The sequence below is a fragment of the Roseateles sp. GW821-FHT03B02 genome, assembly GCF_059421025.1.
Window position 1 is genome coordinate 52,043 of the sequence record NZ_JBWKUV010000006.1, and the last position, 26,945, is coordinate 78,987.

28 protein-coding genes are annotated in these 26,945 nt (G+C 69.8%); 24 read left to right on the forward strand and 4 right to left on the reverse strand.

Translation table 11 applies throughout. The features are described from left to right. The first annotated feature begins 63 nt into the window (after window positions 1-63). The 10 genes from AC07VX_RS16900 to wecB all read left to right on the forward strand — a co-directional run bounded on the left by AC07VX_RS16900 (window position 64) and on the right by wecB (window position 11,461). Window positions 64-1,350 carry a flippase gene (locus AC07VX_RS16900; RefSeq protein WP_493165747.1) on the forward strand — a complete coding sequence of 429 codons (1,287 nt, stop codon included), beginning with the start codon at window positions 64-66 and terminating at the stop codon, window positions 1,348-1,350. An 82-nt stretch (window positions 1,351-1,432) separates the two neighbouring features. Beyond that, complete coding sequence (locus tag AC07VX_RS16905; protein ID WP_493165746.1) at window positions 1,433-2,362, forward strand: glycosyltransferase family 2 protein; 930 nt, start codon at window positions 1,433-1,435, stop codon at window positions 2,360-2,362. After that, window positions 2,359-3,657 carry a hypothetical protein gene (locus AC07VX_RS16910; protein WP_493165745.1) on the forward strand — a complete coding sequence of 433 codons (1,299 nt, stop codon included), beginning with the start codon at window positions 2,359-2,361 and terminating at the stop codon, window positions 3,655-3,657. Before AC07VX_RS16905 ends, AC07VX_RS16910 begins: the two co-directional genes overlap by 4 nt. After that, window positions 3,651-4,931 carry an oligosaccharide flippase family protein gene (locus AC07VX_RS16915; RefSeq protein WP_493165744.1) on the forward strand — a complete coding sequence of 427 codons (1,281 nt, stop codon included), beginning with the start codon at window positions 3,651-3,653 and terminating at the stop codon, window positions 4,929-4,931. Before AC07VX_RS16910 ends, AC07VX_RS16915 begins: the two co-directional genes overlap by 7 nt. Before the next feature lie 11 nt (window positions 4,932-4,942). Continuing rightward, a complete protein-coding gene (locus tag AC07VX_RS16920) occupies window positions 4,943-6,151 on the forward strand; it encodes a glycosyltransferase family 2 protein (RefSeq protein ID WP_493165743.1) in 1,209 nt (402 codons plus the stop codon). Beyond that, a complete protein-coding gene (locus AC07VX_RS16925) occupies window positions 6,148-7,197 on the forward strand; it encodes a glycosyltransferase (protein WP_493165742.1) in 1,050 nt (349 codons plus the stop codon). Before AC07VX_RS16920 ends, AC07VX_RS16925 begins: the two co-directional genes overlap by 4 nt. Then, window positions 7,194-8,411 carry a glycosyltransferase family 4 protein gene (locus AC07VX_RS16930; RefSeq protein WP_493165741.1) on the forward strand — a complete coding sequence of 406 codons (1,218 nt, stop codon included), beginning with the start codon at window positions 7,194-7,196 and terminating at the stop codon, window positions 8,409-8,411. Before AC07VX_RS16925 ends, AC07VX_RS16930 begins: the two co-directional genes overlap by 4 nt. Window positions 8,412-8,427: 16 nt before the next feature. Next, on the forward strand, window positions 8,428-9,300 hold the full coding sequence (locus tag AC07VX_RS16935) for a dTDP-4-dehydrorhamnose reductase family protein (protein WP_493165740.1): 873 nt from the start codon (window positions 8,428-8,430) through the stop codon (window positions 9,298-9,300). 21 nt (window positions 9,301-9,321) lie between these two features. Continuing rightward, window positions 9,322-10,332, forward strand: coding sequence for an SDR family NAD(P)-dependent oxidoreductase (locus AC07VX_RS16940; protein ID WP_493165739.1), 1,011 nt, complete (start codon window positions 9,322-9,324; stop codon window positions 10,330-10,332). Next, on the forward strand, window positions 10,325-11,461 hold the full coding sequence (gene wecB, locus AC07VX_RS16945) for a non-hydrolyzing UDP-N-acetylglucosamine 2-epimerase (protein WP_493165738.1): 1,137 nt from the start codon (window positions 10,325-10,327) through the stop codon (window positions 11,459-11,461). The genes AC07VX_RS16940 and wecB overlap by 8 nt, the downstream gene beginning before the upstream one ends. Before the next feature lie 13 nt (window positions 11,462-11,474). Here the strand turns inward: wecB and AC07VX_RS16950 are convergent, their stop codons facing one another. Together AC07VX_RS16950 and AC07VX_RS16955 are read right to left on the reverse strand one after the other, a co-directional pair. After that, on the reverse strand, window positions 11,475-12,581 hold the full coding sequence (locus tag AC07VX_RS16950; protein WP_493165737.1) for a Wzz/FepE/Etk N-terminal domain-containing protein: 1,107 nt from the start codon (window positions 12,579-12,581) through the stop codon (window positions 11,475-11,477). A gap of 2 nt (window positions 12,582-12,583) precedes the next feature. Beyond that, a complete protein-coding gene (locus AC07VX_RS16955) occupies window positions 12,584-14,485 on the reverse strand; it encodes an SLBB domain-containing protein (protein WP_493165736.1) in 1,902 nt (633 codons plus the stop codon). A 266-nt stretch (window positions 14,486-14,751) separates the two neighbouring features. Between AC07VX_RS16955 and AC07VX_RS16960 the strand changes: the two genes are divergently transcribed. Beyond that, window positions 14,752-15,879: an MraY family glycosyltransferase gene (locus AC07VX_RS16960; protein WP_493165735.1), complete on the forward strand. Its 1,128-nt coding sequence runs from the start codon at window positions 14,752-14,754 to the stop codon at window positions 15,877-15,879. 39 nt (window positions 15,880-15,918) lie between these two features. Continuing rightward, a complete protein-coding gene (locus AC07VX_RS16965) occupies window positions 15,919-17,403 on the forward strand; it encodes a DEAD/DEAH box helicase (protein WP_493165734.1) in 1,485 nt (494 codons plus the stop codon). Here AC07VX_RS16965 and AC07VX_RS16970 read toward each other — a convergent pair. Together AC07VX_RS16970 and AC07VX_RS16975 are read right to left on the reverse strand one after the other, a co-directional pair. Further along, window positions 17,400-18,161 (reverse strand): SAM-dependent methyltransferase, encoded by a 762-nt coding sequence (locus AC07VX_RS16970; RefSeq protein ID WP_493165733.1) that lies wholly within the window; start codon window positions 18,159-18,161, stop codon window positions 17,400-17,402. The two genes, AC07VX_RS16965 and AC07VX_RS16970, sit on opposite strands and share 4 nt — an antisense overlap. Before the next feature lie 184 nt (window positions 18,162-18,345). Continuing rightward, window positions 18,346-18,921: a Maf family nucleotide pyrophosphatase gene (locus AC07VX_RS16975; protein WP_493165732.1), complete on the reverse strand. Its 576-nt coding sequence runs from the start codon at window positions 18,919-18,921 to the stop codon at window positions 18,346-18,348. A gap of 32 nt (window positions 18,922-18,953) precedes the next feature. Between AC07VX_RS16975 and AC07VX_RS16980 the strand changes: the two genes are divergently transcribed. The 12 genes from AC07VX_RS16980 (at window position 18,954) to AC07VX_RS17035 (ending at window position 26,939) form a co-directional block, all read left to right on the forward strand. Continuing rightward, entirely contained in the window at window positions 18,954-19,505 is a 552-nt protein-coding gene (locus AC07VX_RS16980; protein ID WP_493165731.1) for a YceD family protein, read from the forward strand. A gap of 161 nt (window positions 19,506-19,666) precedes the next feature. Beyond that, window positions 19,667-19,852, forward strand: a complete 186-nt coding sequence (gene rpmF / locus AC07VX_RS16985) for a 50S ribosomal protein L32 (protein ID WP_056876082.1) — start codon at window positions 19,667-19,669, stop codon at window positions 19,850-19,852. 111 nt (window positions 19,853-19,963) lie between these two features. Next, entirely contained in the window at window positions 19,964-21,058 is a 1,095-nt protein-coding gene (plsX, locus tag AC07VX_RS16990) for a phosphate acyltransferase PlsX (RefSeq protein WP_493165730.1), read from the forward strand. 73 nt (window positions 21,059-21,131) lie between these two features. Then, a complete protein-coding gene (locus AC07VX_RS16995; protein ID WP_493165807.1) occupies window positions 21,132-22,115 on the forward strand; it encodes a beta-ketoacyl-ACP synthase III in 984 nt (327 codons plus the stop codon). 41 nt (window positions 22,116-22,156) lie between these two features. Further along, complete coding sequence (fabD, locus tag AC07VX_RS17000) at window positions 22,157-23,104, forward strand: ACP S-malonyltransferase (RefSeq protein WP_493165729.1); 948 nt, start codon at window positions 22,157-22,159, stop codon at window positions 23,102-23,104. 1 nt (window position 23,105) lies between these two features. Beyond that, a complete protein-coding gene (gene fabG / locus AC07VX_RS17005) occupies window positions 23,106-23,849 on the forward strand; it encodes a 3-oxoacyl-ACP reductase FabG (protein WP_493165728.1) in 744 nt (247 codons plus the stop codon). A gap of 88 nt (window positions 23,850-23,937) precedes the next feature. Continuing rightward, the gene (gene acpP / locus AC07VX_RS17010; RefSeq protein WP_056204266.1) at window positions 23,938-24,177 is read left to right on the forward strand and encodes an acyl carrier protein; all 240 of its coding nucleotides are present in this window, start codon (window positions 23,938-23,940) and stop codon (window positions 24,175-24,177) included. Window positions 24,178-24,214: 37 nt separating this feature from the next. Then, window positions 24,215-25,459, forward strand: coding sequence for a beta-ketoacyl-ACP synthase II (gene fabF, locus AC07VX_RS17015; RefSeq protein ID WP_493165727.1), 1,245 nt, complete (start codon window positions 24,215-24,217; stop codon window positions 25,457-25,459). 13 nt (window positions 25,460-25,472) lie between these two features. Next, complete coding sequence (locus AC07VX_RS17020; RefSeq protein WP_493183919.1) at window positions 25,473-25,721, forward strand: hypothetical protein; 249 nt, start codon at window positions 25,473-25,475, stop codon at window positions 25,719-25,721. Next, window positions 25,715-25,852 (forward strand): hypothetical protein, encoded by a 138-nt coding sequence (locus tag AC07VX_RS17025; RefSeq protein ID WP_493165725.1) that lies wholly within the window; start codon window positions 25,715-25,717, stop codon window positions 25,850-25,852. Before AC07VX_RS17020 ends, AC07VX_RS17025 begins: the two co-directional genes overlap by 7 nt. Then, entirely contained in the window at window positions 25,849-26,430 is a 582-nt protein-coding gene (locus AC07VX_RS17030) for a sigma-70 family RNA polymerase sigma factor (protein WP_493165724.1), read from the forward strand. Before AC07VX_RS17025 ends, AC07VX_RS17030 begins: the two co-directional genes overlap by 4 nt. Next, window positions 26,424-26,939, forward strand: coding sequence for a hypothetical protein (locus tag AC07VX_RS17035; RefSeq protein WP_493165723.1), 516 nt, complete (start codon window positions 26,424-26,426; stop codon window positions 26,937-26,939). The genes AC07VX_RS17030 and AC07VX_RS17035 overlap by 7 nt, the downstream gene beginning before the upstream one ends. The last annotated feature ends 6 nt before the right edge of the window (window positions 26,940-26,945 follow it).

Consider the following 26,945-nt stretch of genomic DNA (forward strand, 5'->3'; position numbering starts at 1 on the left):
TGGCCGGCGGGCCTCCCTACAATCGCGCGCCCTCCCTGCCGGTGCTCCCGCGCCACCCATGCCTTGAAGCTCGCCAAGCACGCGCTGTACAACCTGGGCGGCCTCGGCGCGCCCCTGCTGGTGGCGCTGTTCACCATCCCGGCGCTGATGCATGGCCTGGGCGCGGAGCGCTTCGGGCTGCTGACCCTGGTCTGGGCCGTCACGAGCTATTTCGGCCTGTTCGACCTGGGCCTGGGCCGGGCGCTGACCCAGCAGCTGGCCGTGCTGCTCGCCAAGGCCGATGACGAGCGTGTCGGCCCGCTGTGCGCCACGGCGCTGGCGATGATGCTGGGGCTGGGACTGGTGGGGGGCGCAGCGCTGATGGCCGCCGCGCCCTGGGGCGTGGACCTCATCAAGGCGGTGCCGGACCGGCACGAGGCCATCCTGGCCTGCGTCATCATGGGCTGCGCCACGCCCTTCATCGTCGTGACGGCCGGCCTGCGCGGCATGCTGGAGGCCCGTCACGAGTTCGAGGTGCTCAATTACATCCGGTTGCCATTGGGCGTCTGGACCTTTGCCGGGCCCTGGGCCGTGCTGGCCTGGCAGGGGCCGGACCTGGTCGCCATCACGCTGGCGCTGGCCGCGGGGCGGCTGCTGGCCTTGCCCGTGCATGCGCTGTTCGCGTGGCGGGCGCTGCCGCAGCTGCGCGGGCGGCTGCAGTGGCGCCGCGAGTGGCTGCGGCCGCTGCTGGTGTCCGGGGGCTGGATGACGGTCAGCAACCTGGTCAGCCCGCTGATGGGCTATGTGGACCGCTTCGTCATCGGTGCGACCGTGTCGGCCGCCGCCGTCGCCTATTACGTGACGCCGCAGGAGATCGTCACCAAGCTGTGGATCATTCCCGGCGCGCTGACGGCCGTGCTGTTCCCGACCTTCGCCGCCCAGGCCGCCCGCCAGGACGACGCTGCGCGCCGGCTCTACCGGCGCGCGGTGGGCGCGCTGTTCGCGGTGCTGCTGCCCATCACGGCAGGGCTGGCGCTGTTCGCGCAGCCGCTGCTGACGGCCTGGATCGGCCCGGCGCTGGCGGCCCACAGCGCACCGCTGCTGCAGGTGTTCGCCGTGGGCATCCTCGTCAACTGCCTGGCCCACGTGCCCTACACCTGGCTGCAGGCCTCGGACCGGTCGCGGGTGACGGCGCTGCTGCATGGCGTGGAGCTGCCGCTGTTCCTGCTGGCGCTGTGGCTGCTGGCCAGCCACTGGGGCGCGATGGGGGCCGCCATCGCCTGGCTGGCGCGCATCTGCGCCGACTCGGCGGTGCTGTTCTGGCTGTGCGCGCCGGGCCGGGGGCACGGGCCGGCGGCGCGCACCGAGTGAATACAATCCCGCCTCGTTCAACGGACCGCCCGAACCGCGGCCCCATCTCTGAGGCGTGAGGCGCCTTTCGAGCAGCCCATTCATGCCCCAGCCCCTCGTCAGCATCGTCACGTCGGTCTTCAACCAGGCGGAGTACCTGGAAGCGACCATGCTCAGCGTGCTGGGGCAGGACTATCCCGAGCTGGAGTACATCGTCATCGACGACGGCTCGACCGACGGTTCGCTGGCCGTGGCCGAACGTGTGGCCGCCAACTTCCCCGGCAGGGTCACCGTGCTGACCCAGGCCAATGCCGGCCAGGCGGCCAGCCTGAACCGGGGCTGGGCGCTGTCCCGGGGCAGCATCCTGGCCTATCTCAGCTCCGACGACGTCCTGGCGCGCGAGGCGGTCAGCCGCATGGTCGCGGCGCTGATCGAGCGCCCCGACGTGGCGGTGGCCTATTGCGACTTCGAGCTGATCGACAACCGCGGTGCGGTGATCCGGACCGTGCGCGCCGAGGACTTCGACCTGCGCCGGCTCTGCGTGGACCTGGTCTGCCAGCCTGGCCCCGGCGCCTTCTTCCGCCGCCAGGTGTTCGAGCAGACCGGCGGCTGGCGCCCCGAGCTGCGCCAGGTGCCCGACTTCGAGTTCTGGCTGCGCGCCGCCCGCCATGGCCCGTTCATCCGCGTGCCCGAGGCGCTGGCGCAGTACCGCATCCATGACCGCTCGGCGACCTTCCACGCCATGCCCGTGGCGCGCGCGGAGGAGATCTGCGGCGTGATGCGGGACTACTGGCAGGGCCGCGCCGGTGCCGACGCCGACATCGCGATGGCGAAGTCGCTGTGCATCGCAGCCAAGAACCATGCCCAGGCCGGCCGGCCGCTGCGTGGCGCGACGCGCCTGCTGCAGGCCTTCCGCCTGGCGCCGCGCCTGCTGGTGTCGGCCGCGAGCTGGCGGCCTTTCTTATTCGGCCTGGCCTTCCGGGCCCTGGGCATCGTGTCGGTGGTCCGGCGTTTTCGCAGGGCGCAGGGATGAGCGGCGCGGCCACGCAATCCAGGCCTCAGGCCGCCCGCCGGCCCTGGCTGCTGGCGGCCCTGCTGTGGGTCTTCATGCTGGGCCCCTACGCGATCGGCGAGGGCTACGGGTCGTCCGTGGGGCCCCACGTGCTGTTCATTCTCGTGCTGGCCGGCATGGAGCTCAGCCGCGGCTTCGGGGCAGGTCGGTCCTGGCGCGTCGCGCTGGGTGCCTGTGCGCTGCTGGCGCTGCATTTCGTGGGTTCGCTGCTGTCGACGCCCTGCCAGGACCTGGCGGAGAAGTCGATGGGCAGCTTCGTGCTGTTCTTGGCCCTGATCTGGGCCCTGGCCGTGCTGGCCCAGGCGGTCGACTTCGACAACCCCAGGCTCGCCAGCACGCTGGTCTGGCTGGCCGGCGTGGCGACCGCGGCGGTGATCGTCCACTACCTGATCCTGCTGGTGGGTGGGCGGACGACCTACGAGCGCGCCAGCGGCATCTTTCCCGAGCCCAGCCACCTGGCGCTGGCGCTGACGCCGACGCTGGTGGCCATGGTCTTCAGCGGGCGCTGGTACCTGACAACGCTGGCCCTGGGCTTCATCGCGCTGCTGCTGGTGATGTCGAGCTCGTCCACGCTGATCGTGCTGCTGCTGGTGGCGCTGGTCTGCGTGGCCATCGCCATGGGGCATGCGCGGCGCGTGAAATCGCTGATGACGCGGCTGGTGCTGCCGGTGGTGGCCGTGCTGGTGCTGGTGTGGGTGTCGCCCTATCGCGACGACGCGCTGGCGCGCGTGGCCGGCGTCCAGGAGACCGAGGTCGGCGCCAACGCGTCCAGCATCATCTACGTGATGGGCTGGGAGCATGCGCTGGAGAACCTCGGCGTGACCGGCGGCTTCGGGCTGGGCTTCAACCGCATGGGCTGCGAGCCCCGGCCGGTGACGGACACCGCCGACATCATCGAGCTGATGGGCCTGGGCGAGGCCAACTACAACGACGGCTCGTTCACGATCTCCAAGGTCCTCAGCGAGCTCGGCTGGCTGGGCATCGCCCTGTGGGCAGCGATGTGCCTGGTCTTCATCGCCTTCCTGCGCGGGCTGGCGCGTGGCGTGCGGCCGGGCCGCCGGCTGATGGTGGCGCTGCTGGTGGGCATGGCGTCGGTGCTGCTGCTGGGCAGTTTCATCCGCGGCACCGGCTACTTCTCGGCGCCCTTCCTCGCCGGCCTTTTCGCCCTCTTCGCGTTGCGCCGCCTGCTGGCCGAGGAGGCGCAGACCAATGCCATGCCGGCCGTGCCGGTGCAACCGGCGGAGGAGCCGTGCTGAGCCGCGGCCGCATGCTGCGCGACTCGGCGGCCAACCTGCTGGGCTTCGGGCTGCCGCTGGTGGCTGCCTTCTTCTGCATCCCGCAGCTCATCCACGGCCTGGGCGCAGACCGCTTCGGCGTGCTGACGCTGCTGTGGGCCGTGGCCAGCTACCTGGGCCTGCTGGACCTGGGCCTGGGCAAGGTGGTGACGCAGGAGCTGTCGGCCCCGGCGCCCGGTCGCGTCGCGCTGCCGCGCCCCGTCGTCGTCGGCAATGCGATGCTGCTGCTGGGTCTGCTGAGCCTCATGATCATCGCCATTGCCGGGCTGCTGCTGCTGGGCGCGGGCCTGCAGTCCAAGCCCCAGCCCTGGAAGCTGGACGCGCTGTGGGCCGGCGGCGTCATGCTGCTGGGCATCCCGGCGCTGGTGCTTTCCAACGGCTACAAGGGCATCCTGGAGGCCGACGGGCATTTCTCGATGGTCAACGCAGTGCGCGTGCCCATCGGCATCTGGACCTTTGCGGCGCCGCTGGCGGTCTGCGTGTTCTACGGGCCTTCGCTGGTGGGCATCTCCTCGGCGCTGGTGCTGGGCCGGCTGGCCAACCTGGCGGCTTACATGATCGCGTCAGGCGAATCGTGCTCGCCGCGGGCCTGGTTGGCGCAGCGCGACCGCAAGGTCCTCAAGGGCCTGGCGACGACCGGGGGCTGGATGTCGCTGAGCAGCCTGCTGAGCGCCTTCATGGGCTATGTGGACCGCTTCGTCCTGGCCTATGTGGCCGCGCCGGCCGTGGTGGCGTACTACGCGGTGTCGCAGGAGATCGTGACCAAGCTCTGGATCTTCCCGACCAGCGTCGTCACGGCCACCTTCCCGTCCATGGTCAAGGCGCATGCCGAGGCCGGCGTCGCCCGGCACGTGCTGTGGCGCTCGGCGGCGCTGGTGCTGCTGACCGTTGTACCCATCTGCGCCGTGCTGGGCATCTGGGCCCAGCCCATCCTGACGTTGTGGGTGGGCGAGAAGTTCGCCGCCGAGTCGCACCAGGTGCTGTCCATCCTCTGCGTGGGCATGGTGTTCGGCGGCGTCGCGGCCGTGCCTTTCACCGCGCTGCACGCCATGCGCAAGCAGCGGGTTGCCGCGCAGATCCACGCGGCCGAGTTCCCGATCTTTCTGGTGCTGATCGTGGTGCTGGCCAGTCAGTTCGGTGCCGTGGGCGCCGCCGTCGCCTGGGCGCTGCGCTGCGCGATCGATTTCTTCATCATGACCTTCTGGTGCGCGCGTGCCCTGATGGAAAAAGCATGAGCGCCGCTGCGATGAACCAAGCTCCGATCCGTCCCTTCCTGCTCTCCATCGTCATCCCGACGCGCAACCGCTTCGACTGCGCAAGCGCCTGCATCGCCGCCGCCCGCATCGCGGCGCCGCATGCCCAGATCGTCATCGCCGACTCCAGCGACGGCGACGAGCTGGCGGACCACGTGGCCGGCCTGTCCGTGCCGACCGGCCGCATCGACTACCGGCGCAGCCCCAGGGACGCCAACGTCGTCGAGAACTTCGAGTTCGCCCTGACGCATTGCGAGGGCGACTACGTCATCTTCACCGGCGATGACGACCTGGTCGGGCCGCAGGTCGAGGACGTCGCGGCCTGGGCGCAGCGGGAAGCGATCGACGCCGTCGTGCCCTACGGCAACCGTTTCGGCGTGGCCTATTACTGGCCGGGCGTGGACTCCAAGTATTTCGGCTCGGCCTACAGCGGCAAGGTCTTCGTCTGGTCGGCCAGCGGCCGCTGCACCGCCGTCGACCCGATGGCCGAGCTGCGCCGTGCCGAGCAGCATGTCGGCCGCGGCCTGGCGCTGCTGCCGCGCATCTACCACGGCATGGTGCGCCGGGCCACGCTGCTGGAGGCCAAGGCGCGCTTCGGTGCACTCTTCGGCGGCGTCAGCCCCGACATCTACAGCGCCATCCTCATCGCCAAGGTGGCGCGCCGCGTCGTCCACCTGGACTTCCCCTTCTTCATTCCGGGCGCTTCGCCGCGCAGCGAGGCCGGCTCCGGCGCCGCGCGCACCGACCGCGTGTCCTTCGACGACAGCCCCTACCTGAGGCGCTTCAAGGGCCTGCGCTGGAATCCGCTGGTGCCGAGGTTCTTCTCGCCCTACACGGTCTGGGGCTACTCGATGGTCGAGGGCATGCAGGTCGCGGGCCTGCCCGTCACGGCGCTGACCTATGCGCGCATCCATGTGCGCTGCCTGGCCTATTGCTTCGCCTACCGGCGCGAGATCTTCGCGGCGGTCGCAGAGGCCCGGGGCCGCTTCGGCCGCGGGCCGGTGGCGTTGGCCATGGCCGTCGCGGCGGCGGAGGAGGCGTGGCACACGGTGCGGCGCCTGCTGCCTCGGCTGCTGGTGCCGCGTGCCGGCGGCTGGGCGCGCCGCCATGGTGACGTGGCCGATTCCGTGGCCGCGCTGCGCCTGGTCACGGCCATCGTCGAACCCTTTCGGGCGCCGCACCTGAAAGGCCCCGAATCGTGACCGAGCAGGCCGGGCGCCTGCTGCTGTACGCGCCCAATGTCCATACCGGCGGCGGCTTCGTGCTGCTGCAGGCGCTGCTGGACGCATGGCCCGGCGGCCGTCCGTTCGTGGCCTGGCTGGACGAGCGGGCGCGTGAGCTGCTGGTCCTGCCGGCCGGCGCCAGCGTGCGATGGGTGCAGGCCTCGTTCGGCTCCAGGCTGGGGGCGGAGTTTTCGCTGTACGCCCAGGCCCGCGCCGGCGACCGCCTGCTGTGCTTCCACGGCCTGCCCCCGCTGCTGCGCAGCGCGGCGCCGGTCTGGCTGTTCCAGCAGAACCGCATCTACCTCGGCCAGATGCCGCTGGCCGCCTTCGGCTGGAAGACCCGGCTGCGCCTGCGCGCCGAGCAGGCCATCAGCCGCGGGCTGCGCCACCGCGTCGCGCGCTACTGGGTGCAGACGCCGTCGATGGCCCGGGCCGTGCAGGACTGGTATGGGCCGCAGCCGGCCGACATCCGGGTGCTGCCCTTTACGCCACCACCGCCACCGGCGCCGCAGACCGTGCCGGCGACGGCCGCGACCTGGGACTTCATCTACGTCGCCGACGGCGAGGGGCACAAGAACCACAGCGCGCTGGTGCAAGCCTGGCGGCTGCTGGCCGAGCGCGGCCTGCGGCCCACGCTGGCGCTGACGCTCACGGCCCGCGACGCCGGGCTGGTGGCCTGGGTGCAGGCGCAGGCCGCCGAACACGGCCTGCGCATCACCAACCTCGGGCCGCGCAGCCACGCCGAGGTCCTGGCGCTGTACCGCAATGCGCGTGCGCTGGTCTTCCCGTCCCGCAGCGAATCCTTCGGCCTGCCGCTGATCGAGGCGCGCCAGGCCGGCCTGCCCATCCTGGCCGGCGAGCTCGATTTCGTGCGCGACGTCTGCGAGCCGGTGCAGACCTTCGACCCCGGCTCGGCCGTGTCCATCGCGCGCGCCTTGCAGCGCTTTCTCGGCGAGTCCGAGGCGCCGCTGGAGCCTGCGCGAGCTGCGGACTTCCTGCAGGCGCTTTTCGCCCCAGATGCATGAAGGTGTTGCTGCTGAGCCAGCATTTCTGGCCCGAGTCCTTCCGCATCAACGAGGTGGCGCAGTCCCTCGTCGAGCAGGGCTGCGAGGTCACGGTGCTGACCGGCAAGCCCAACTACCCGGAAGGGCGGCTCTTCCCCGGCTACCGTGTCGGCGGCATCCAGCGCGAGCGCCACGAGGGCTACGAGATCGTGCGCGTGCCGCTGCTGCCGCGCGGCGCGGGCGGTGCCAAGGGGCTGGTGCTGAACTACCTGTCCTTCCTGTTCTGCGCCTGCCTGCTGGGCCCCTGGGCGCTGCGTGGCCGGCGCTTCGATGCCATCTTCGTCTACGGCACCAGCCCCATCCTGCAGGCCATCGCGGCCATCGTGCTGAAGTGGCTCAAGGGCGCGGCTCTGGTCGTCTGGGTGCAGGACCTGTGGCCCGACAGCCTGCAGATCACCGGCTTCGTGAAGAACCCGCGGCTGCTGGCCGCCGTTGCGGCCGTCGTGCGCTGGATCTACCGGCGCAGCGACCTGCTGCTGGTGCAGTCGCCGGCCTTCGTGGCGCCGGTGCAGGCCATGGCCGGCGGCACGCCGGTGCAGGTGCACGAGAACCCGGGCGACCGGGCCTCCTCTGCGCCGCGCGTGCCGACGTCGCTCAGGCTGGACGCGGCCGAGTTCAACATCGTTTTCGCCGGCAATCTGGGCACGGTTCAGTCGCTGGACTGCGTGCTGGACGCGGCCGAGCGTCTGGGCGCCGGCAGCGGCGTGCGCTGGGTGCTGGTGGGCAGCGGCGCGCGCGACGGCTGGCTGGCCGCGCAGGTGTCGTCGCGCGGGCTCCGGCAGGTGACGCTCGCCGGGCGACTGCCGCCCGAGCAGATGCCTGCCGTCTTCGAGCAGGCGGATGCGCTGCTGGTCAGCCTGACCGGCGGGCCGGCCTTGAGCCGCACGGTTCCGAGCAAAATACAGGCCTACCTGGCCGCCGGCCGGCCCATCCTCGCGTCGATGGACGGGGAGGGGGCTCGTGTCGTGCAGGCCGCGGGCGCCGGCATGGCCAGCGCGGCGGAGGATGCCGAGGGTCTGGCCGCCGCGGTGCTGACCTTGCAGGCCATGCCGCCCGAGCAGCGACAGGGGATGGGCGAGGCGGGCCGGCGCTACTACGCCGAGCATTACGAGCCCGAGCGCCTGGCCCGGGCCTTGGTGGGACATTTCGAGCGCGCCGTCGCGGCGCGCCGTTGACGAGAGTGATGGAGCGATGAATCAGAACAAGCGGCGCCTCCTGGTGCTGGGCGCCAGCGGCATGCTGGGCAACGCGGTGCTGCGCGTGTTTGCGGCCGATCCGGCCTACGAGGTGTTCGCCTCCGTCCGCAGCCACGGCGTGATCGCCACGCTGCAGGCCAAGGCGCCCACGGCGCAGTTCGTCGCCGGCGTCGACGTCGAGAGCCTGGACAGCCTGACGCGGGTGTTCGCCCAGGTGCGGCCGGACCTCGTCATCAACTGCATCGGCGTCGTCAAGCAGCTCGCCGAGGCCGACGACCCGCTGACGGCCATCCCCATCAACGCGCTGCTGCCGCACCGCCTGGCGCGCCTGGCGCAGGTGGCCGGTGCCCGGCTCATCCACGTCAGCACCGACTGCGTGTTCTCCGGCAAGAAGGGCGGCTACGTGGAGACCGACCCGTCGGATGCCTACGATCTCTACGGCCGCAGCAAGCTGATGGGCGAGGTCGACTACGAGAACGCGGTCACGCTGCGCACCTCCATCATCGGCCACGAGCTGTCCAGCGCCCACGGCCTGATCGGCTGGTTCCTGGCGCAGACCGGGCCGGTGCGGGGCTTCACGAAGGCGGTGTTCTCGGGCTTCCCGACGGTGGAGCTGGCCCGCATCATGAAGGACTTCGTCGTGCCGCACCCCCAGCTGCGCGGCACCTGGCATGTGTCGGCCGAGCCCATCGACAAGTACAGCCTGCTCAAGCTGGCTGCTGCCGAGTACGGCCGCGACATCGCCATCTCGCCCGACGACAAGCTGGTCATCGACCGCTCGCTGGACTCCAGCCGCTTCCGCGCGGCCACCGGCTACGCGCCGCCCTCCTGGCCCGAACTGGTGCGCGAGATGCGCGCCTTCGGCTGAACCGTACCTAGAAAGAATCCCATGTTCAAAGACAAAGTCCTGCTGATCACCGGTGGCACCGGCAGCTTCGGCAACGCGGTGCTGCAGCGTTTCATCAAATCCGACTTCGCCGAGATCCGCATCTTCAGCCGCGACGAGAAGAAGCAGGAGGACATGCGCATCGCGCTGAAGAGCGACAAGGTCAAGTTCTACATCGGCGACGTACGCGACTACGACAGCGTGCATGACGCGTTGAGCGGCGTGGACTACGTCTTCCACGCGGCGGCGCTCAAGCAGGTGCCGTCCTGCGAGTTCTACCCGATGGAGGCCGTCAAGACCAACGTCGTCGGCGCCGAGAACGTCATGCGCGCGGCCATCGCCCAGGGCGTCAGCCGCGTGGTCGTGCTGTCCACCGACAAGGCCGTCTACCCCATCAACGCGATGGGCATGTCCAAGGCCATGATGGAGAAGGTCATGGTCGCCAAGTCGCGGCTGTGCGACCCGGCCAAGACGGTGCTGTCCGCCACGCGCTATGGCAACGTGATGGCCTCGCGCGGCTCGGTGATCCCGCTGTTCCTGCAGCAGCTGCAGGACGGCAAGCCGCTGACCATCACCGACCCGACGATGACGCGCTTCCTGATGTCGCTGGAGGAATCGGTCGACCTGGTGCTGTACGCCTTCGAGCATGCCCGCCCCGGCGACATCTTCGTGCAGAAGGCGCCGGCCTCCACCGTGGGCGATCTGGCCGAGGCCATGCGCCAGCTGCTCAAGAAGGACAACGCCATCAACATCATCGGCACACGCCACGGCGAGAAGCTGTACGAGTCGCTGGTCTCGCGCGAGGAGATGGCACGCTCCGAGGACCTGGGCGGCTACTACCGCATCCCGGCCGACTCGCGCGACCTGAACTACGCCAAGTATTTCGTCGAGGGCCAGACGGCCATCTCCGAGATCGACGACTACACCTCGCACAACACCAAGCGGCTGAGCGTGGAAGAGGTCAAGCAGGTGCTGCTGCAGCTGGACCTGATCCGGGAGGCCGTCGATGCTTAAGGTCATGACGGTGGTCGGCACGCGGCCGGAGATCATCCGGCTGTCGCGCGTGATCGCCCAGCTCGACCTGCATTGCGAGCATGTGCTGGTGCACACCGGCCAGAACTACGACTACGAGCTCAACGAGGTCTTCTTCAGCGATCTGGGCATCCGCAAGCCCGACCACTTCCTGGAGGCCGCCGGCGCCACCGCCGCCGAGACCATCGCGCTGGTGATCCAGAACGTCGACAAGGTGCTGGAGCAGACCCGGCCCGACGCGCTGCTCATCCTCGGCGACACCAACAGCTGCCTGGCGGCCATTGCCGCCAAGCGCCGCAAGGTGCCCATCTTCCACATGGAGGCCGGCAACCGCTGCTTCGACTTCCGCGTGCCGGAAGAGATCAACCGCCGCATCGTCGACCACACGTCGGACATCAACCTGAGCTACAGCCAGATCGCGCGCGACTACCTGCTGCGCGAGGGCCTGCCGCCGGACCAGGTCATCGTCACCGGCAGCCCGATGCGCGAGGTCATCGAGCATTACCGCCCGGGCATCGAGGCTTCGGACGTGCTGCAGCGCCAGGGCCTCACCGAGGGACGCTACTTCGTCGTCAGCTCGCACCGCGAGGAGAACGTCGACGCGCCCGAGAACCTGCAGCGCCTGCTGAATGTGCTGAACGCGCTGGCCGAGCGCTACGACGAGCCGGTCATCGTCTCCACCCACCCGCGCACGCGCAAGCGCCTGGAGGGGCTGCTGGCCGCGCAGGCCATGCATCCCCAGGTGCAGTTCATGAAGCCCTTCGGCTTCCTGGACTACATCCAGCTGCAGTGCGGCGCCCGCGCCGTGCTGTCGGACAGCGGCACCATCACCGAGGAGTCGTCGATCCTGAACTTCCCGGCGCTGAACCTGCGCGAGGTGCACGAGCGCCCCGAGGGCTTCGAGGAGGGCGCCGTGATGATGGTGGGCTTCGACGTCGAGCGCGTGCTGGACGGCCTGCGCATCCTGCAGAGCCAGCCGCGCGGCGACGAGCGGCTGCTGCGACTGGTGCAGGACTATGCGCCGGCCAACGTGTCCGACAAGGTGCTGCGCATCATCGTCAGCTACACCGGCTTCGTGAACCGCAAGGTCTGGCGCAAGCCCGGCGCCTGAGGCCGGCCCGGCCTCAGGCGGGCCGCTTCTTCGCGGCGAATTCGCGGCTCAGCACGAAGGCTGCGCACAGCGCAAAGGCCAGGCCGAAGGCCACCAGCATGAAGATGCTGCGCTTGGGCTTGGACTTGCGCTCCGGCACCTGGGCCTCGTCGACGACCTGCAGCTGGCCGCCGTCGCGGCTCTCGTCGATCTTGGCGACTTCGTACTGGCGCGCGATCAGGTCGAACAGGGCTTCCTGGTACTTGAACTCGCGGTAGGCGCTGATGTAGCCGTTCTGGCTGCCAGGGGCCTCGGCCTGGCCCAGCTTGGCGACTTCGGCGCGCAGGCTGGAGACGAGGGTGGACTGGGCCACCACCTCGGCAGCGCCGTCGGCCATGGCCTGCCTGAGCACCTGCAGCTTCACTTCCGCCGCGGTCAGCTCGGCCTTGAGCTTGGCGAAGCCCTCGGCGGTGGCCTTGGGCTCGGCCTTGAGCGCGCCCGCGTTGATGCCCGTGCCGGAAAGCGCCTGCTGGGCGTCCGTCAGCTTGTCGCGCACCTGCTTGAGCTGGCGCTCGAAGAAGGCCCGGCGCTGCTGGGCCTCGGTCAGCGCGAGCCGCGCCGTGAGCTGGCGCAGCTCCTCGATGTAGGCACTGGCCATGGCGGCAGAGGTCTTGGGGTCCTCGTCGTCGACCTCGAGGGTGATGAGCCCGTCCTTGCGGCCCAGCGCCAGCCGCGTGCTGGCGGCCAGCTTGGTGCGGGCGTCGACCTTGAAGCGCTTGTCGTAGCGGTTCACGAGGTCGAAGCGCTCCACCAGGCGGTCGGCGACGGTCGTGCTCTGGGCCAGTGCCAGGTACTGGTCGCCCGAGGTCTTGACGCCGCCTGCGGCCACACCGGCCAGCGCGCCCAGCGAGGCCAGCGTGCTGGCCGCCGTACTTTGCGGCTGCTGCGGCGGCAGGAAGCTGACGCGGGCCGTGAAGGTGGGCGGCACCAGATAGCTGACGCCCAGCCCGATGGCGCTGGCCAGCAGCGGTGCGCCGATCATCAGGAACTTGCGGCGCCACAGGGCCGAGAGCAACTCGCCGGCCGACGGCGTCTCCGGGTTGGCCGCAGCCATGTCCATGCCGATGCTTGAGCTGTTCATCTTCAGTTCTTCAGGGTCTTCAGAGCCGCGGCACCCAGACCGAACTGGTACAGGATCTGCGTCCATTCCTTCGCCTCCTGGCTGAAGGAAGTCTTGTTCAGATCCTCGGGAACGAAGATCGTGTCGCCGGGCTGGGCGGTGAGCATCGCGAAGCTCGTGCTCATGCTGAACCAGCCGCTGCTTTGCTGCTTGGCGCTGACGACGCTGCCGTTGGCGCGGATGACGAAGGTGCTGGTCGTGTCGGCGCCGCGCGTCGGGCCGCCGGCCAGGCGCAGCATGTCGTCGATGCTGGCGCCGGCGTTGAACACGAAGCTGCCGCCGTTGAAGACGCTGCCGAACACGCCCACGGTGCTGGGCCGTGCGGGAATGACGACGCGGTCGCCGTCCTCCATGGCCAGGTCGGGCAGCGCGGCCGCGGTCGGCGCGATCTGCAGCACGATGCGGCCCGTCGGCTTGACGGCACGCAGGCGGTCGATCAGGCGGTTGGAGTTCTGGCTGCGGGCGCTCTGGGCGCTGGCCTCGTCGGCCGTCAGCGCCTTCTGCGTCACCTGCACCCGAGCGAATTCGGTCTCCAGGTCGCGCAGCGCGCGCTCGTACTGGCTTTGCTGCGAGATGCGCACGCTCTCGCGGCTGAACTCGGTGCCGTAGACGAAGGCGCCGTTGGTCAGGCCGCCTGCCGCCTTGACGACGTCGGTCAGCGTGCTGGTCGGCGGCACGATGTATTCGCCGGGCTTCTGCACCTCGCCCTCGACGCGCACGCGCTTGTTCTGGCGGTGCTGGGGCAGCACGGCGTCCAGGGCGTTGAAGGCGCGCACCACGTCGCCGCCGCGCAGCTGGACGTTGCCCTGGCCGGGCAGTTTCACCTCGGCGATGCGCACGTCGTTGCGCGTCTCCATGCTCTCGATGGCCAGCCGGTTGCGGTCCGCCACCGCGCTCAGGCCGCCGCCCATCAGCAGCAGGTCGTTGACCGTCTCGCCGGGCTTGAGCTCGAAGATGGCCTGGCGGTTGACGCTGCCGATGAGTGCGACCTGCTGGCCGATGGGGCCGATGTGCACGACGTCGTCCGCCTGAAGCACGCGGTCGCCGCTGCGGTCGCCGCGCAGCAGCAGGTCGTACAGGTCGAAGCTGCTGACCAGCTTGCCGCCGCGGCGCAGTTCGAGATTGCGGAAGCTGCCCGCCGCTGCCGGACCGCCCGATTGCACCAGCGCGTTGACGACAGTCGACAGGCTGCTGACGGTGTAGGCCCCGGGGCGCTGGGTGAAGCCGGTCACGTAGACGCGGATGCTGCGCAGCTTGCCCAGCGAAGTGCTGACGCGGTAGTTGCGGAACATCTGGCCGATGCGCTGGTCCACGACGGTGTTCAGGTCGGCATAGCGCACGCCGGCCACCATCACCGGGCCGACGCGCGGGATGGTGATGCGGCCGCTGCGGTCGACGGTGAGGCGCAGGTCGGCCTCGACGGCTCCCCACACATTGACCTGCACTTCGTCGCCGACGCTGATCACATAGTCCGACGGGATCTGGCTCGAGGTCTCGCCGAGCGGCGCCGAGCCCGGGCGCAAGATCGGCGCCATCAATTCCGAGCCGAAGCGCCGGATGTCGACGTCCTCGCCCACCGTGCGCTGCACATGGCGCTCGAATTCGGTCTGCAGCGCGTTGCGCGTGGCCAGGGCTTCGCGCGTCAGCGGCAGCGTGGGCGGCACCTGCAGCTGCAATTGCTGCTGCTGCAGTTGCAGCAGCTGGGCCTCGCGGTCGCGCGGCGTGTTGGTCGTGGCGGACTCGTTCTGGTTGTCGCTGCCGGCGCGGCTGGGAGCCACCAGGCGCACCGGGCCGGTCGGCGTCGCGTCGCTGTTCTCACCCGCGGCCAGGGCGGTGCCCGCCAGCCCCGCGGCCAGGGCGATCATGGCCAGCGCCTTCAGCGGTCCGGCTCCGCGCGCGGGTGGCAAGACGGACGGGCGATCCTGGGACGCGCTGATATTCATTGACGAGGCTCGTGTGGGTGAACGGCTTGCGCAAAAGGCATGCGCGAGCTTTGGGCGGAAGCGGCGCGGATTCTAGCCAGCGCTCCGGGGGGCTCCCGGCGCCGCGAGGGGGCTTGGCTACACTTCGTCCATTGGGTCGATAGGCGGGCTGGCCGCCACGCGTCCGTGCCCTCGACCCGCCGAAATCAATGCTGCCCATCCTCGCCCTGAGTTTTGCCGTCGCGGCGGCTGTGACGCTGCTCATCATCCGTTCCTCGCACCTGCATGGTGCCCTGTCGGCCGACCACGACCTGTCCGGCCCCCAGAAATTCCACTCGCGTCCGGTGCCCCGCATCGGCGGTCTCGCCATCTTTGCGGGCTTTGCCGTCGGGACGGCCCTGCTGGCCTGGCGCTTCCCGGCGATGCGGCAACTGGCCGCGCTGCTGCTGATCTGCAGCGTGCCGGCTTTTGTGTCCGGCGTCATCGAGGATCTGACCAAGCGCGTCAGCCCGTTGCGGCGCATGCTGGCGACCCTGCTGGCTGCGGCTCTGGGCGCCTGGCTGCTCGGGGCGCAGATCAAGGAGACGGCCATCCCGGGCCTGGACCTGATCGCGGCAACGGCGGTCGGGGGCTATGTGCTGGCCCTGCTCGTCGTCAGCGGCGTGTCCAACTCGATCAACATCATCGACGGCATGAACGGCCTGGCCTCCATGTGCTCGGCCATCATGCTGGCCGGCCTGGCCTATGTGGCCCTGCAGGCGGGCGACCCGCTGGTGGCGGCCATGGCCATCGCCGTCATCGGCGCCGTGCTGGGTTTCTTCATGTGGAACTACCCCTTCGGCCTGATCTTCCTGGGCGACGGCGGGGCCTATTTTCTCGGCTTCATGCTGTCCGAGCTCGCCATCCTGCTGCTGGTGCGCAACCCCGACGTGTCGCCGATGTTCCCGCTGCTGCTGTGCGCCTATCCGGTCTGGGAGACGGTGTTCTCTATGTACCGCCGCAAGGTCGTGCGCGGGCGCCCGGTCGGCATGCCCGACGGCATCCACCTGCACAGCCTTATCTACCGCCGCCTGATGCGCTGGGCCCTGGGCAGCAAGGACGCCGCAGTGCTGACGCGCCGCAACGCGCTGACGGCGCCTTATCTGTGGGTGCTGTGCAGCCTGTCGGTCGTGCCGGCCACGATCTGGTGGGACGACACCGTCATGCTGCAGCTCATCCTGGGCCTGTTCGTCGTCTGTTACGTGCTGCTTTACTGGCGCATCGTGCGCTTTCGCACGCCGCGCTGGATGGTGCTGAACTCGCGGGATTCCCGGCCCCGGGTAGCCCGGCCGGAGTAGGGCTGGAGGGGTTCCCCGTCCATCCGGGATAATCGCCGGATGCAAGAAACCCCTGAGTCCGCAGTCGCGGCGCCCGTCGAGGCGCCCGCGCCCGCCCGTTTTGACACTCTTCCCCTGGATGCCAAGCTCATCCGTGCGGTCGCCGATTCCGGCTACCTGACGATGACGCCCATCCAGGCCAAGGCGATCCCCATCGTCCTGGAAGGACGCGATGTCATGGGTGCGGCGCAGACCGGCACGGGCAAGACGGCGGCGTTTTCCATCCCGCTGCTGCAGCGCATGCTCAAGCACGAGAACCCCAGCGTGTCGCCCGCCCGCCATCCGGTGCGTGCCCTCGTGCTGGCGCCCACCCGTGAGCTGGCCGACCAGGTGGCAGAGAACGTCAAGAAATACGCCAAGCACACCCAGCTGCGCTCGGTCGTCGTCTTCGGCGGCGTGGACATGAAGCCGCAGACAGCCGCGCTGAAGGCCGGCGTCGAGGTGCTGATCGCCACGCCCGGCCGGCTGCTGGACCACATCGAGGCAAAGAACTGCGTGCTCAACCAGGTCGAGTACGTCGTGCTCGATGAGGCCGACCGCATGCTGGACATCGGTTTCCTGCCCGATCTGCAGCGCATCCTGAGCTACCTGCCCAAGGCGCGCCAGACGCTGCTGTTCTCGGCCACCTTCTCGCCCGAGATCAAGCGCCTGGCCCAGAGCTATCTGCAGGACCCCATCCTGGTCGAGACGGCCCGCCCCAACCAGACCGCGTCGACCGTCGAGCAGCGCTTCATCAGCGTCACCGACGACGACAAGCGCGCGGTGGTCAAGCAGATCCTCAAGGAGCGCTCGATCCGCCAGGCCATCGTCTTTGGTAACTCCAAGCTCGGCGTGGCGCGGCTGGCCCGTTCCTTCGAGCGCGACGGCCTGCGCACGGCGGCGCTGCATGGCGACAAGTCCCAGGACGAGCGCCTGAAGTCGCTCGACGCCTTCAAGCGCGGCGAGGTTGATCTGCTCGTAGCAACCGACGTGGCCGCACGGGGCCTGGACATCGCCGACCTGCCCGCCGTCTTTAATTTCGACGTGCCCTTCAACGCCGAGGACTACGTCCACCGCATCGGGCGCACCGGCCGTGCCGGCGCCTCGGGCCTGGCGGTCACGCTGGTCACCAAGTCCGACGCGCGCCTCATCGCCGACATCGAGAAGCTGATCAAGCGCAAGATCGACCTCGACGCCTTCGAAGTGCAGGACAGCCGCCCGCCGCGCTTCGAGCGCCCCCGCGAGGACCGTGAGCCTTCCTTCGAGGCCCGCCCTGCGGCGCGCCCCGCGTATCGCCCGCCCTATCACCCACCTGTGGCGCCCAAGGACCCGTTCTTCGACAAGCCCTACGAGGCCAGCGCCTCGGGCGAGCCGCCGGCCTGGGAAAAGGCCAAGGCGGCCGCGCCGGCAGGCGTCGGCAAGGGCCTGTCCAGCTACATCAAGCCCAAGAAGCAGGTTGCTGCGCTGTTCGGCGCCAAGCGCGCGCCGGCTCCGGCGGAGTCCTAGGCCAGGATCGCAAACACGGCCGGGATGCGGTCGGGCAGGGTGGTGCGATTGGCTCGCCAGTCGGCCACCGTGGCGGTCTGCGTCCAGCCGCCCGGCAGCGTCAGGCCGACGCTGATCGACAGCCGCGTGCCAGGCTTGAGCGCCGCCAGCAGCGCCTGGCGCAGCGCCTCGTTGCGGTAGGGCGTCTCGATCAGCAACTGCGTCTGCTGGGCCTTGGCCGACAGTGCTTCCAGCTCGCGGATGCGGGCCGTGCGCGGTGCGGCGTCCACCGGCAGATAGCCGACGAAGGCAAAGCTCTGGCCGTTCAGGCCGCTGGCCGCCAGCGCCAGCAGCAGCGAGCTCGGCCCCGACAGCGGCACGACCTCGATGCCGGCCTCGTGGGCCAGCGCGACGAGGCGCGCGCCCGGGTCGGCCACGGCCGGCAGGCCGGCTTCCGAGATCAGGCCCAGGTCATGTCCCGCCAGCGCCGGCGCCAGCAGAGCCTGCCAGGCGGCGCTGTCGTCGCCGGCCGGCCGGCCGCCCTTGGGCGGGCGCGGCAGCTCGGCGATCTGCATCGCCTGCAGCGGCTGGGCCAGAGGGGCGATCGCATCGACCCGCTTGAGCAGCGCCCGCGTCGTCTTGGCGTTCTCGGCCGCCCAGTGCGTGAGCCTGGCAGCCTGTTCGATGACGCGCTGGGGCAGCACCTCGCGCAGATCGAGCGTGTCGTCCACGCCGAAGTCCAGCGTGTTGGGCATGAGAAAAAGCCGTCCTTGGCTCATGACGGGGTGCCTTCACGAGTGGTTGCCGCGATATCGGTCTTTTCGGGCCGAGCGCTGGGCCGCTCCCGAGCCGGCCCGCTCTGGCGATGTGCTTGCGGTTCAATGCTGCAAGCATTGCCGTCCCCTCGGGGGGGCGACCACGTTGGCGCGCGTTCAGCGTCGCAAGACTGGGCGAGGCGCGCCGTCATGCCAGCGGCTCCAGGCCGGCGCGGCGCAGCAGCGCACAGGTACGGATCAGCGGCAGCCCGACCAATGCCGTCGGGTCGTCGGACTCGACGGAGGCCAGCAGCGCGATGCCCAGGCTCTCGACCTTGGCGCTGCCGGCGCAGTCATAGGGCTGGTCGGCGAGCAGATAGGCCTGGATGGCGGCATCGCTCAGTTCGCGCAGCCTCACGCGCACCTCGGCGCGCTCGATGGCTGCGAGGCCGGGCGCCACGACGGCCACGGCAGTCTGGAAGACGACCTCGCGGCCACTCATGCGCCGCAGCTGTGCGGCGGCGGCGGCGTGCGTGCCCGGCTTGCCGATGGCCTCGCCGCCCAGATCGGCGACCTGGTCCGAGCCGATGACGACGGCCCCGGGATGCAGCGCGGCGACCGCACGCGCCTTGGCCATGGCCAGACGCTCAGCCAGCGCCGCAGGTGCCTCGCCGGGCAGGGCGGTCTCGTCGACTTCCGGCGCCACCGCCTCGAAGGGCAGGCGCAGCCGGGCCAGCAAGTCCTGTCGGTAGCGCGAGGTGGAGGCGAGGATCAACTGGGGCATCGGGGCATTCTCGCCCGCCTAAACTCCAGGCCATGAAATCGCGCGCCTTTGTTCCCGAGAAGCTCGACGTCGCGGCGCTGGCCCATGACGACGCCAGCCTGGCCGGCGAATGGCCAGCCGTCCTGCTTGCGCGCCTGGCTGACTCGGCCGCTCCCGAGGCACCGGCCAGCGGCTGGCCGGCGCTGCAGTGGAGCCTGCACGGCGAGATGCGTCAGCCCAAGGGCGGCAAGGCCCAGACCTGGCTGCACCTGACCGCGTCGGGCCAGGTCGCGCTGACCTGCCAGCGCTGCCTGAAGCCGGTGCATGAAGACATCGACATCGACCGCTGGATCCGCTTCGTCGACACCGAGGCCGAAGCCGCGGCGCTCGATGTCGACAGCGACGACGACGTGCTGGCGCTGCCTCGCCACCTCGACGCGCGCGAGCTGATCGAGGACGAGTTGCTGCTGGCCCTGCCGCTGGTGCCCCGCCACGAGGTCTGCCCCGAGCCGCTGGCCCATGCCGACGACGAGGCCGAAGCGCAGGCCGAGGAGCGTCCCAACCCCTTCGCCAAGCTGGCCGCGCTGAAGCGCCGCGACGGCTGACGCCATGACCGATTGCGCCAATCCACGCTTCATGCAAGGTGTGTCTTGGCGATTCAGTGATCCGGTGCTACACTCGTGGGCTTTTCTGCGGCCTGGAGTTCGAGCTTTGATCTCACTCCCTGGGGTCGCGTCCCCAAACCCCGCAGATTCTGGAGAATTTCATGGCTGTTCAGCAAAACAAGAAGTCGCCTTCCAAGCGCGGCATGCACCGTTCCCACAACGCCCTGGTGACCCCGGGCACGGCCATCGAGCCGACGACCGGCGAAGTGCACCTGCGTCACCACATCAGCCCGACCGGTTTCTACCGTGGTCGCAAGGTGCTGAAGAGCAAGGCCGACGCGGCCTGATGGTGGCCGGTGCCGCCTGGTGCGGCGCCAAACTGTCGATGAATCTGCCGACCCGGCCTGCGTACCGCGCAGTGCCGGGTTTGGTCTTTGTGGCTCACGAAAACCACTGACATGACCGCGCCCCTGCCCGAAGCTATCCGCCTGGCCGTCGACTGCATGGGCGGCGATCACGGCCCCTCGGTCACGCTGCCCGCCTGCCGCGCCTTCCTCGACAAGCATCCCGGCGCCGAACTCATCCTTGTCGGCAAGCCCGAGGCGTTGACCGCCGCCGCGGCCTGGCCGCGCTGCCGCATCGTCGCGGCCAGCGAGGTCGTCACGATGGACGACCCGGTCGAGGTCGCGCTGCGCCGCAAGCGCGACTCGTCCATGCGCGTCGCCATCCAGCAGCTCAAGGCCGATCGCGACGGCAGCCCGGCCCTGGCCCATGCCTGCGTGTCCGCCGGCAACACCGGCGCGCTGATGGCCGTCGCGCGCTATCTGCTGAAGACCCTGGACGGCATCGACCGCCCCGCCATCGCCACCGTCATGCCCAACCAGCGAGGCCGCTTCACGACGGTGCTGGACCTCGGGGCCAACGTCGACTGCACGGCCGAGCACCTGCTGCAGTTCGCCGTCATGGGCAGCGCCCTGGTGTCGGCCGTCGAAGGCGTTGATGAGCCCAGCGTCGGCCTGCTCAACATCGGCGAGGAAGCCATCAAGGGCAGCGAGACCATCAAGCAGGCTGGCGAGCTGCTGCGCGCCGCCGGCAGTGCCGGCCAGCTGAACTTCTTCGGCAACGTCGAGGGCAACGACATCTACAAGGGCACGACGGACATCGTCGTCTGCGACGGCTTCGTCGGCAACGTCATGCTCAAGACGTCCGAGGGCCTGGCCACCATGATCGGCGCCTTCATCAAGGAAGAGTTCAGCCGCAATCTGCTGACCAAGGCCGCGGCCCTAATCGCGATGCCGGTGCTGAAGGCCTTCAAACACCGCGTCGATCACCGCCGCTTCAACGGTGCGGCCCTGCTGGGCCTGCGCGGCCTGGTCTTCAAGAGCCATGGCTCTGCCGATGCCTTCGCCTTCGAGAACGCCTTGGCCCGCGCTTATGATGCCGCCCGCAACCGGCTGCTTGACCGGGTCCACGACCGCATCGTCGCAACGCTGCAAGCCAAGGCGAACGATGCTGGAGACAACGCGGCGAATACCGTCGCGCAGGCTGCGTGAGCGACGCATGGCCGCCCGAAGGCGCTCGCGCCGCAGTGCGTAGCACGGAGGCTACCTTTTGACCCCCACTGGAATCCAACCCCCCCGCTATTCCCGCATCCTCGGCACCGGCAGTTTCCTGCCCGCCGACCGCGTGACGAACCAGGCCCTGGCCGAGCGCCTCGCGGCTGACGGCATCGAGACCTCCGACGACTGGATCGTCGAGCGCACCGGCATCCGTGCCCGCCACTTCGCGGCGCCCGACCAGGTCGCCAGCGACCTGGCCTTCCCGGCCGCGCAGGCGGCGCTGGAAGCCGCCGGCATCGTCGCCGAGGAGCTCGACCTCATCATCGTCGCGACGTCCACGCCGGACATGGTCTTCCCTTCCACGGCCTGCCTGCTGCAGCGCAAGCTGGGCGTGCATGGCTGCGCGGCCTTTGACCTGCAGGCCGTCTGCTCGGGTTTCGTCTATGCGCTGAGCGTGGCCGACTCGATGATCAAGAGCGGTGCGGCCAACAAGGCCCTGGTCGTTGGCGCCGAGGTGTTCTCGCGCATCCTGGATTTCAAGGACCGCACCACCTGCGTGCTCTTCGGTGACGGCGCCGGCGCCGTCGTGCTGGGTGCCAGCAGCGAGCCGGGCATCCTGGCGACCGAGCTGCACGCCGACTCGCGCCACGTCGACATCCTCTGCACGCCCGGCACGGTCTCGGGTGGACAGGTGATCGGCAGCCCGCTGCTGAGGATGGATGGCCAGGCCGTCTTCAAGGTGGCCGTCGGCGTGCTGGAGAAGGTGGCGCGCTCGGTGCTCGACAAGGCCGGCCTGACCGATGCCGACATCGACTGGCTCGTGCCCCATCAGGCCAACATCCGCATCATGCAGGGTACGGCCAAGAAGCTGAAGATGGACCTCAACAAGCTCATCGCCACCGTTGACGAGCATGGCAACACGTCGGCCGCCTCCGTGCCGCTGGCGCTGGACGTCGCCGTCCGCAGCGGCCGCATCCAGCGCGGTGACACCGTGATGCTGGAAGGCGTCGGCGGCGGCTTCACCTGGGGCGCCGCGCTGCTCAAATACTGAGCAGCGCCGGCAGCGCCGACGCATCAACTGGAACTGAACCTATGACTGCACCTTTTGCCGTTGTCTTTCCCGGCCAAGGCTCGCAGGCCGTCGGCATGCTCGACGCCTGGGGCGACCACACCGAAGTCCGCCGCACCCTCGAGGAGGCCTCTGCCGCCCTCGGTGAAGACATTGGCGCGCTGATCCATGCCGGCCCCAAGGAGCAGCTGGACCTGACGACCAACACCCAGCCCGTCATGCTGACGGCCGGTATCGCCTGCTGGCGCGCCTTCGTCGCCGAGACCGGCGCCATCCCGGTGGCCGCCGCCGGCCATTCCCTGGGCGAGTACACCGCCCTGGTTGCTGCCGGCGCGCTGAGCCTGGCCGACGCGCTGCCGCTGGTGCGCTTTCGCGCCCAGGCCATGCAGGAGGCGGTGCCCGTCGGTGCCGGTGCGATGTACGCCATCCTGGGCCTGGACGGTGACGCCGTGCGCGCCGGCTGCGCGCAGGCCGCAGCCGAGACCGGCGAGGCCATCGAGGCGGTCAACTTCAACGACCCCAAGCAGACCGTCATCGCCGGCAGCAAGGCCGGTGCCGAGAAGGCTGCCGAGATCCTGAAGGCTGCGGGTGCCAAGCGCGCGCTGCCGCTGCCGGTGTCCGCGCCCTTCCATTCCAGCCTGATGAAGCCGGCCGCCGAGCGCCTCAAGGAGAAGCTCGCCACGGTGCAGTTCCAGGCCGCAGCCTTCCCCGTCATCAACAACATCGACGTGGCCGTCACCGACAGCGATGCGGCCCTGCGCGACGCCCTGTACCGCCAGGCCTTCGGCCCGGTGCGCTGGGTCGAGGTCGTGCAGGCCCTGAAGGCCCGCGGCGTCGGCCACATCATCGAAGCCGGCCCGGGCAAGGTGCTGACCGGCATGGCCAAGCGCATCGACGGCGAGCTGCAGGCCGCCTGCGTCTTCGACCCCGCCTCGCTGGCCGAGGCCCGTGCGCTGCTGGGAGGTGGCTGAAATGACTGAATCCGCAAGCAAGGGCGTCGCCCTCGTCACCGGCGCCAGCCGCGGCATCGGACGCGCCATCGCGCTGGCCCTGGCCAGCGAAGGCTGGCGCGTCATCGGCACGGCCACGACGGAATCCGGCGCCGCCGCCATCACCGAGGCCCTGGCGGCCCATGGTGGCCGCGGCATCGCGCTGAACGTGACCGACGCCGCCGCCAGCCAGGCCGCCGTCGACGACATCGTCGCCAGGGAAGGCGGCCTGCACGTCCTCGTCAACAACGCCGGCATCACGCGTGACGGCCTGTCCATGCGCATGAAGGACGAGGACTGGGACGCGGTGATCGACACCAACCTCAAGGCCGTCTTCCGCCTCGCCCGCGCGGCCACCAAGCCGATGATGAAGCAGCGCTCGGGCCGCATCATCAACATCACCTCCGTCGTCGGCGCTTCCGGCAATGCCGGTCAGGCCAACTACGCCGCCGCCAAGGCCGGTCTGGCCGGCCTGACGCGCTCCCTCGCCCGTGAGCTGGGCAGCCGCGGCATCACGGTCAACTGCGTCGCGCCGGGCTTCATCGCCACCGACATGACCGAGGTGCTGCCCGAGGCACAGAAGGCCGCGCTGCTGGCCCAGATCCCGCTGGGCCGCCTGGGCGCGCCCGAGGAAATCGCCGCGGCGGTCGTCTTCCTGGCGTCACCCGGCGGTGCTTACATCACGGGCAGCGAGCTGCACGTGAACGGTGGCATGTACATGGCCTGATCCGGCCCGGGAGCCTCGATTTAGGGGCGCCCATCTAGAGCCCGTAGAATGCTGGGCTGTTTTCTGCAAACCTCTCCTGGAGGAGTTCATGAGCGATATCGAAGCACGAGTGAAGAAGATCATTGCCGAGCAACTCGGCGTGGCGGAAGCCGACGTTACGAATGAGAAGGCTTTCGTCGCCGATCTGGGCGCCGATTCTCTGGACACCGTGGAACTGGTGATGGCCCTCGAAGACGAGTTCGGCATCGAGATCCCGGACGAAGAAGCCGAGAAGATCACCACCGTGCAGCTGGCGATCGACTACGCCGTCAAGCACCAGAAGGCCTGAGCGCCTTCCTTCTCTCTGTAACTCTGATCCGCACTGCATGACCCGTCGCCGCGTCGTCGTCACCGGTCTTGGCCTGATCAGTCCCGTCGGCAACTCCGTTGCCGAAGGTTGGGCCAACATCCTCGCCGGTCGTTCCGGCATTGCCACCGTCACCCGTTTCGACGCCAGCAACCTGGCGTGCCATTTCGCGGGTGAGGTCAAGGGCTTCAACATCGAGGACTACATCCCCGCAAAGGAAGCCCGGCACATGGATGGCTTCATCCATTACGGCCTGGCGGCGGCGATCCAGGCAGTGCGTGACTCCGGTATCCCGACCGGAGACCAGCTGACCGAAGAACAGGCCGAGCGCATCGGCGTGCTCGTTGGTTCCGGCATCGGCGGCCTGCCGCTGATCGAGGAGACCAAGACCGAGCTGATGAACCGTGGCCCGCGCCGCATCTCGCCGTTCTTCATCCCGGCCTCGATCATCAACATGATCTCGGGCCACGTCTCCATCCAGTTCGGCTTCCAGGGCCCGAACCTGGCGATCGTGACGGCCTGCACCACGGGCCTGCACGCCATCGGTGAAGCCGGCCGCCTCATCGAGTACGGCGACGCCGACGTGATGATCGCGGGCGGTGCCGAAGGCGCGGTGTCGCCGCTGGGCATCGGCGGTTTCGCCGCGGCCCGGGCGCTCTCCACCCGCAACGACGACCCCGCGACCGCGTCCCGCCCCTGGGACAAGGACCGCGACGGCTTCGTGCTGGGCGAGGGCGCCGGCGTGCTGGTGCTCGAAGAGTACGAACACGCCAAGAAGCGCGGCGCCAAGATCTACTGCGAACTGGCCGGTTTCGGCATGGGTGCTGACGCGTACCACATGACCGCGCCCAACGTCGACGGCCCCAAGCGCTCCATGCGCGCGGCGCTGCGCAACGCGGGCATGAACCCCGACCAGGTCCAGTACATGAACGCCCACGGCACCTCCACGCCCCTGGGTGACGTGAACGAGACCAATGCCATCAAGCTGGCCTTCGGCGATCATGCCAAGAACATGGTCATCAGCTCGACCAAGTCCATGACCGGCCATCTGCTGGGCGGCGCGGGCGGCATCGAGTCGGTCTTCACGGCGCTGGCCATCCACGACCAGGTCGCGCCGCCGACGATCAACATCTTCAACCAGGATCCCGAGTGCGACCTGGACTACTGCGCCAACCAGGCGCGGCCCATGAAGATCGACGTCGCCGCGAAAAACAACTTCGGCTTCGGCGGCACCAACGGCACGCTGATCTTCAAGCGCGTCTGACCGCGCGCCGGCGATGCGCCGAACGCCGCCGGTCGTGTTGCATCTTCAGCCTCAGCCGGCCGTGCAGGCCGTCGTCGCGTTGATCGCGGCCCTGGCGTCGGGTGGCGTCGCCGCCTGGGCGTTCAGCCATCAGCCGCGGCTCGCCTGCCGGGCCTGGCGCGAGGCCGCCGTGTTGCCGCGTCGGCTCCTTTGGGACGGCCAGGCCCGGTGGCTTGCCGATCCCGGCCGCGAGACGACGCTCGGGTTGAACTCGCCGTGCTGATCGACCTCGCTGCCTGGCTGCTGCGCGCCAGCCCCGGCCCGCGGTGGCTGTCGCGCCGCCAGCAGGCGGCGCAATGGGGCGCCTTGCGCGCAACGCTGTCTGCCGCACCCGGCGGCGCCGTGCATCGATGAGTGCCGACGCCGACGCGCTGCTGGTGCGCGAAGCCCAGGCCGGCAGCCGTGCCGCCTTCGACATGCTGGTGCTGAAGTACCAGCGTCGCGTCGAGCGCTTGCTCGCGCGCAGCGTACGCGACCCCGCCGACGTGGCCGATCTCTGCCAGGAGACCTTCCTCGCCGCCTACCGGGCGCTGCCGGCCTTCCGCGGCGAGAGCGCCTTCTACACCTGGATCTACCGCATCGCGATCAACGCGGCCAAGCGCCACCGGGCGCGCCAGCGGCCCGTCGAGTCGCTGGACGACGACGAGGGAACTTTCGGCAGGGACGCGGCTCCAAGCGACGATGCGACCCCCGAGGCCCTGCTCGCCGGTCGCCAGCTGGCCAGGGAGCTGGACGATGCCGTCGCAGCGCTGGCCGAGGACCAGCGCCGTGCGCTGCTGCTGCGGGAGGTGGATGGTTTGAGCTACGACGAGATCGGCGAACTGATGGACTGCCCGCCGGGCACCGTGCGCTCGCGCATCTTTCGCGCGCGCGAAGCCGTCGCCGCGCGGCTGCGGCCGCTGCTGGGCGGCGGGGGAGGGCGGCGATGGTGAACCCAGCCGACGATGCGCTGAACGAGGCGCTGTCTGCCGTGATGGACGGGTGCGCCACGCCGGCCGACTGGGCGCGCGTGCAGGCCGCCTGGGCGAACGACCCGGGCCTGCGTGAGCGCTGGGCGCTGTGGCATGCCGCGGCCGATGGCCTGCGGGCCGCGGACCTGCCCGAACTGCGCCGCGAGCCCGCAGCTCTGCTCAGTGCGCTGCACGCCCAGCTGCCCGCCGACCACGCCGGGCACCGGCGCCCGCGCGACTGGTTCGCACCCGCCGCCGTCGCAGCCGGCTTCGTCGCCGTGGCCATCGGCATCGGCACGCTGCGGCCGCTGCCGGCGACGGACGCCGCGGTCGCTTCTGCACCATCAGCAACACCGCGGGCGCAGGGTCTTGGCGGGCTGAGCTTTGCGCAGACGGCGGCAGGCCGTACCCTCGCGGCCGATGCGCCGCTCGAGGTCATCGACTGGGGGCTGTCTCTTCCGGAGCCCCCAGCGTCCCAGTCGCAGCCTTGAAGCGCA

What these genes read in the sequence shown, in the direction of transcription:
- AC07VX_RS16905 (WP_493165746.1), top strand. Translation starts at nt 1,433, where the DNA reads ATGCCCCAGCCCCTCGTCAGCATCGTCACGTCGGTCTTCAACCAGGCG.
- AC07VX_RS16910 (WP_493165745.1), top strand. Translation starts at nt 2,359, where the DNA reads ATGAGCGGCGCGGCCACGCAATCCAGGCCTCAGGCCGCCCGCCGGCCC.
- AC07VX_RS16920 (WP_493165743.1), top strand. Translation starts at nt 4,943, where the DNA reads ATGAACCAAGCTCCGATCCGTCCCTTCCTGCTCTCCATCGTCATCCCG.
- AC07VX_RS16930 (WP_493165741.1), top strand. Translation starts at nt 7,194, where the DNA reads ATGAAGGTGTTGCTGCTGAGCCAGCATTTCTGGCCCGAGTCCTTCCGC.
- AC07VX_RS16935 (WP_493165740.1), top strand. Translation starts at nt 8,428, where the DNA reads ATGAATCAGAACAAGCGGCGCCTCCTGGTGCTGGGCGCCAGCGGCATG.
- AC07VX_RS16940 (WP_493165739.1), top strand. Translation starts at nt 9,322, where the DNA reads ATGTTCAAAGACAAAGTCCTGCTGATCACCGGTGGCACCGGCAGCTTC.
- wecB (WP_493165738.1), top strand. Translation starts at nt 10,325, where the DNA reads ATGCTTAAGGTCATGACGGTGGTCGGCACGCGGCCGGAGATCATCCGG.
- AC07VX_RS16950 (WP_493165737.1), bottom strand. Translation starts at nt 12,581, where the DNA reads ATGAACAGCTCAAGCATCGGCATGGACATGGCTGCGGCCAACCCGGAG.
- AC07VX_RS16955 (WP_493165736.1), bottom strand. Translation starts at nt 14,485, where the DNA reads ATGATCGCCCTGGCCGCGGGGCTGGCGGGCACCGCCCTGGCCGCGGGT.
- AC07VX_RS16960 (WP_493165735.1), top strand. Translation starts at nt 14,752, where the DNA reads ATGCTGCCCATCCTCGCCCTGAGTTTTGCCGTCGCGGCGGCTGTGACG.
- AC07VX_RS16965 (WP_493165734.1), top strand. Translation starts at nt 15,919, where the DNA reads ATGCAAGAAACCCCTGAGTCCGCAGTCGCGGCGCCCGTCGAGGCGCCC.
- AC07VX_RS16970 (WP_493165733.1), bottom strand. Translation starts at nt 18,161, where the DNA reads ATGAGCCAAGGACGGCTTTTTCTCATGCCCAACACGCTGGACTTCGGC.
- AC07VX_RS16975 (WP_493165732.1), bottom strand. Translation starts at nt 18,921, where the DNA reads ATGCCCCAGTTGATCCTCGCCTCCACCTCGCGCTACCGACAGGACTTG.
- AC07VX_RS16980 (WP_493165731.1), top strand. Translation starts at nt 18,954, where the DNA reads ATGAAATCGCGCGCCTTTGTTCCCGAGAAGCTCGACGTCGCGGCGCTG.
- rpmF (WP_056876082.1), top strand. Translation starts at nt 19,667, where the DNA reads ATGGCTGTTCAGCAAAACAAGAAGTCGCCTTCCAAGCGCGGCATGCAC.
- plsX (WP_493165730.1), top strand. Translation starts at nt 19,964, where the DNA reads ATGACCGCGCCCCTGCCCGAAGCTATCCGCCTGGCCGTCGACTGCATG.
- fabD (WP_493165729.1), top strand. Translation starts at nt 22,157, where the DNA reads ATGACTGCACCTTTTGCCGTTGTCTTTCCCGGCCAAGGCTCGCAGGCC.
- fabG (WP_493165728.1), top strand. Translation starts at nt 23,106, where the DNA reads ATGACTGAATCCGCAAGCAAGGGCGTCGCCCTCGTCACCGGCGCCAGC.
- acpP (WP_056204266.1), top strand. Translation starts at nt 23,938, where the DNA reads ATGAGCGATATCGAAGCACGAGTGAAGAAGATCATTGCCGAGCAACTC.
- fabF (WP_493165727.1), top strand. Translation starts at nt 24,215, where the DNA reads ATGACCCGTCGCCGCGTCGTCGTCACCGGTCTTGGCCTGATCAGTCCC.
- AC07VX_RS17020 (WP_493183919.1), top strand. Translation starts at nt 25,473, where the DNA reads ATGCGCCGAACGCCGCCGGTCGTGTTGCATCTTCAGCCTCAGCCGGCC.
- AC07VX_RS17030 (WP_493165724.1), top strand. Translation starts at nt 25,849, where the DNA reads ATGAGTGCCGACGCCGACGCGCTGCTGGTGCGCGAAGCCCAGGCCGGC.
- AC07VX_RS17035 (WP_493165723.1), top strand. Translation starts at nt 26,424, where the DNA reads ATGGTGAACCCAGCCGACGATGCGCTGAACGAGGCGCTGTCTGCCGTG.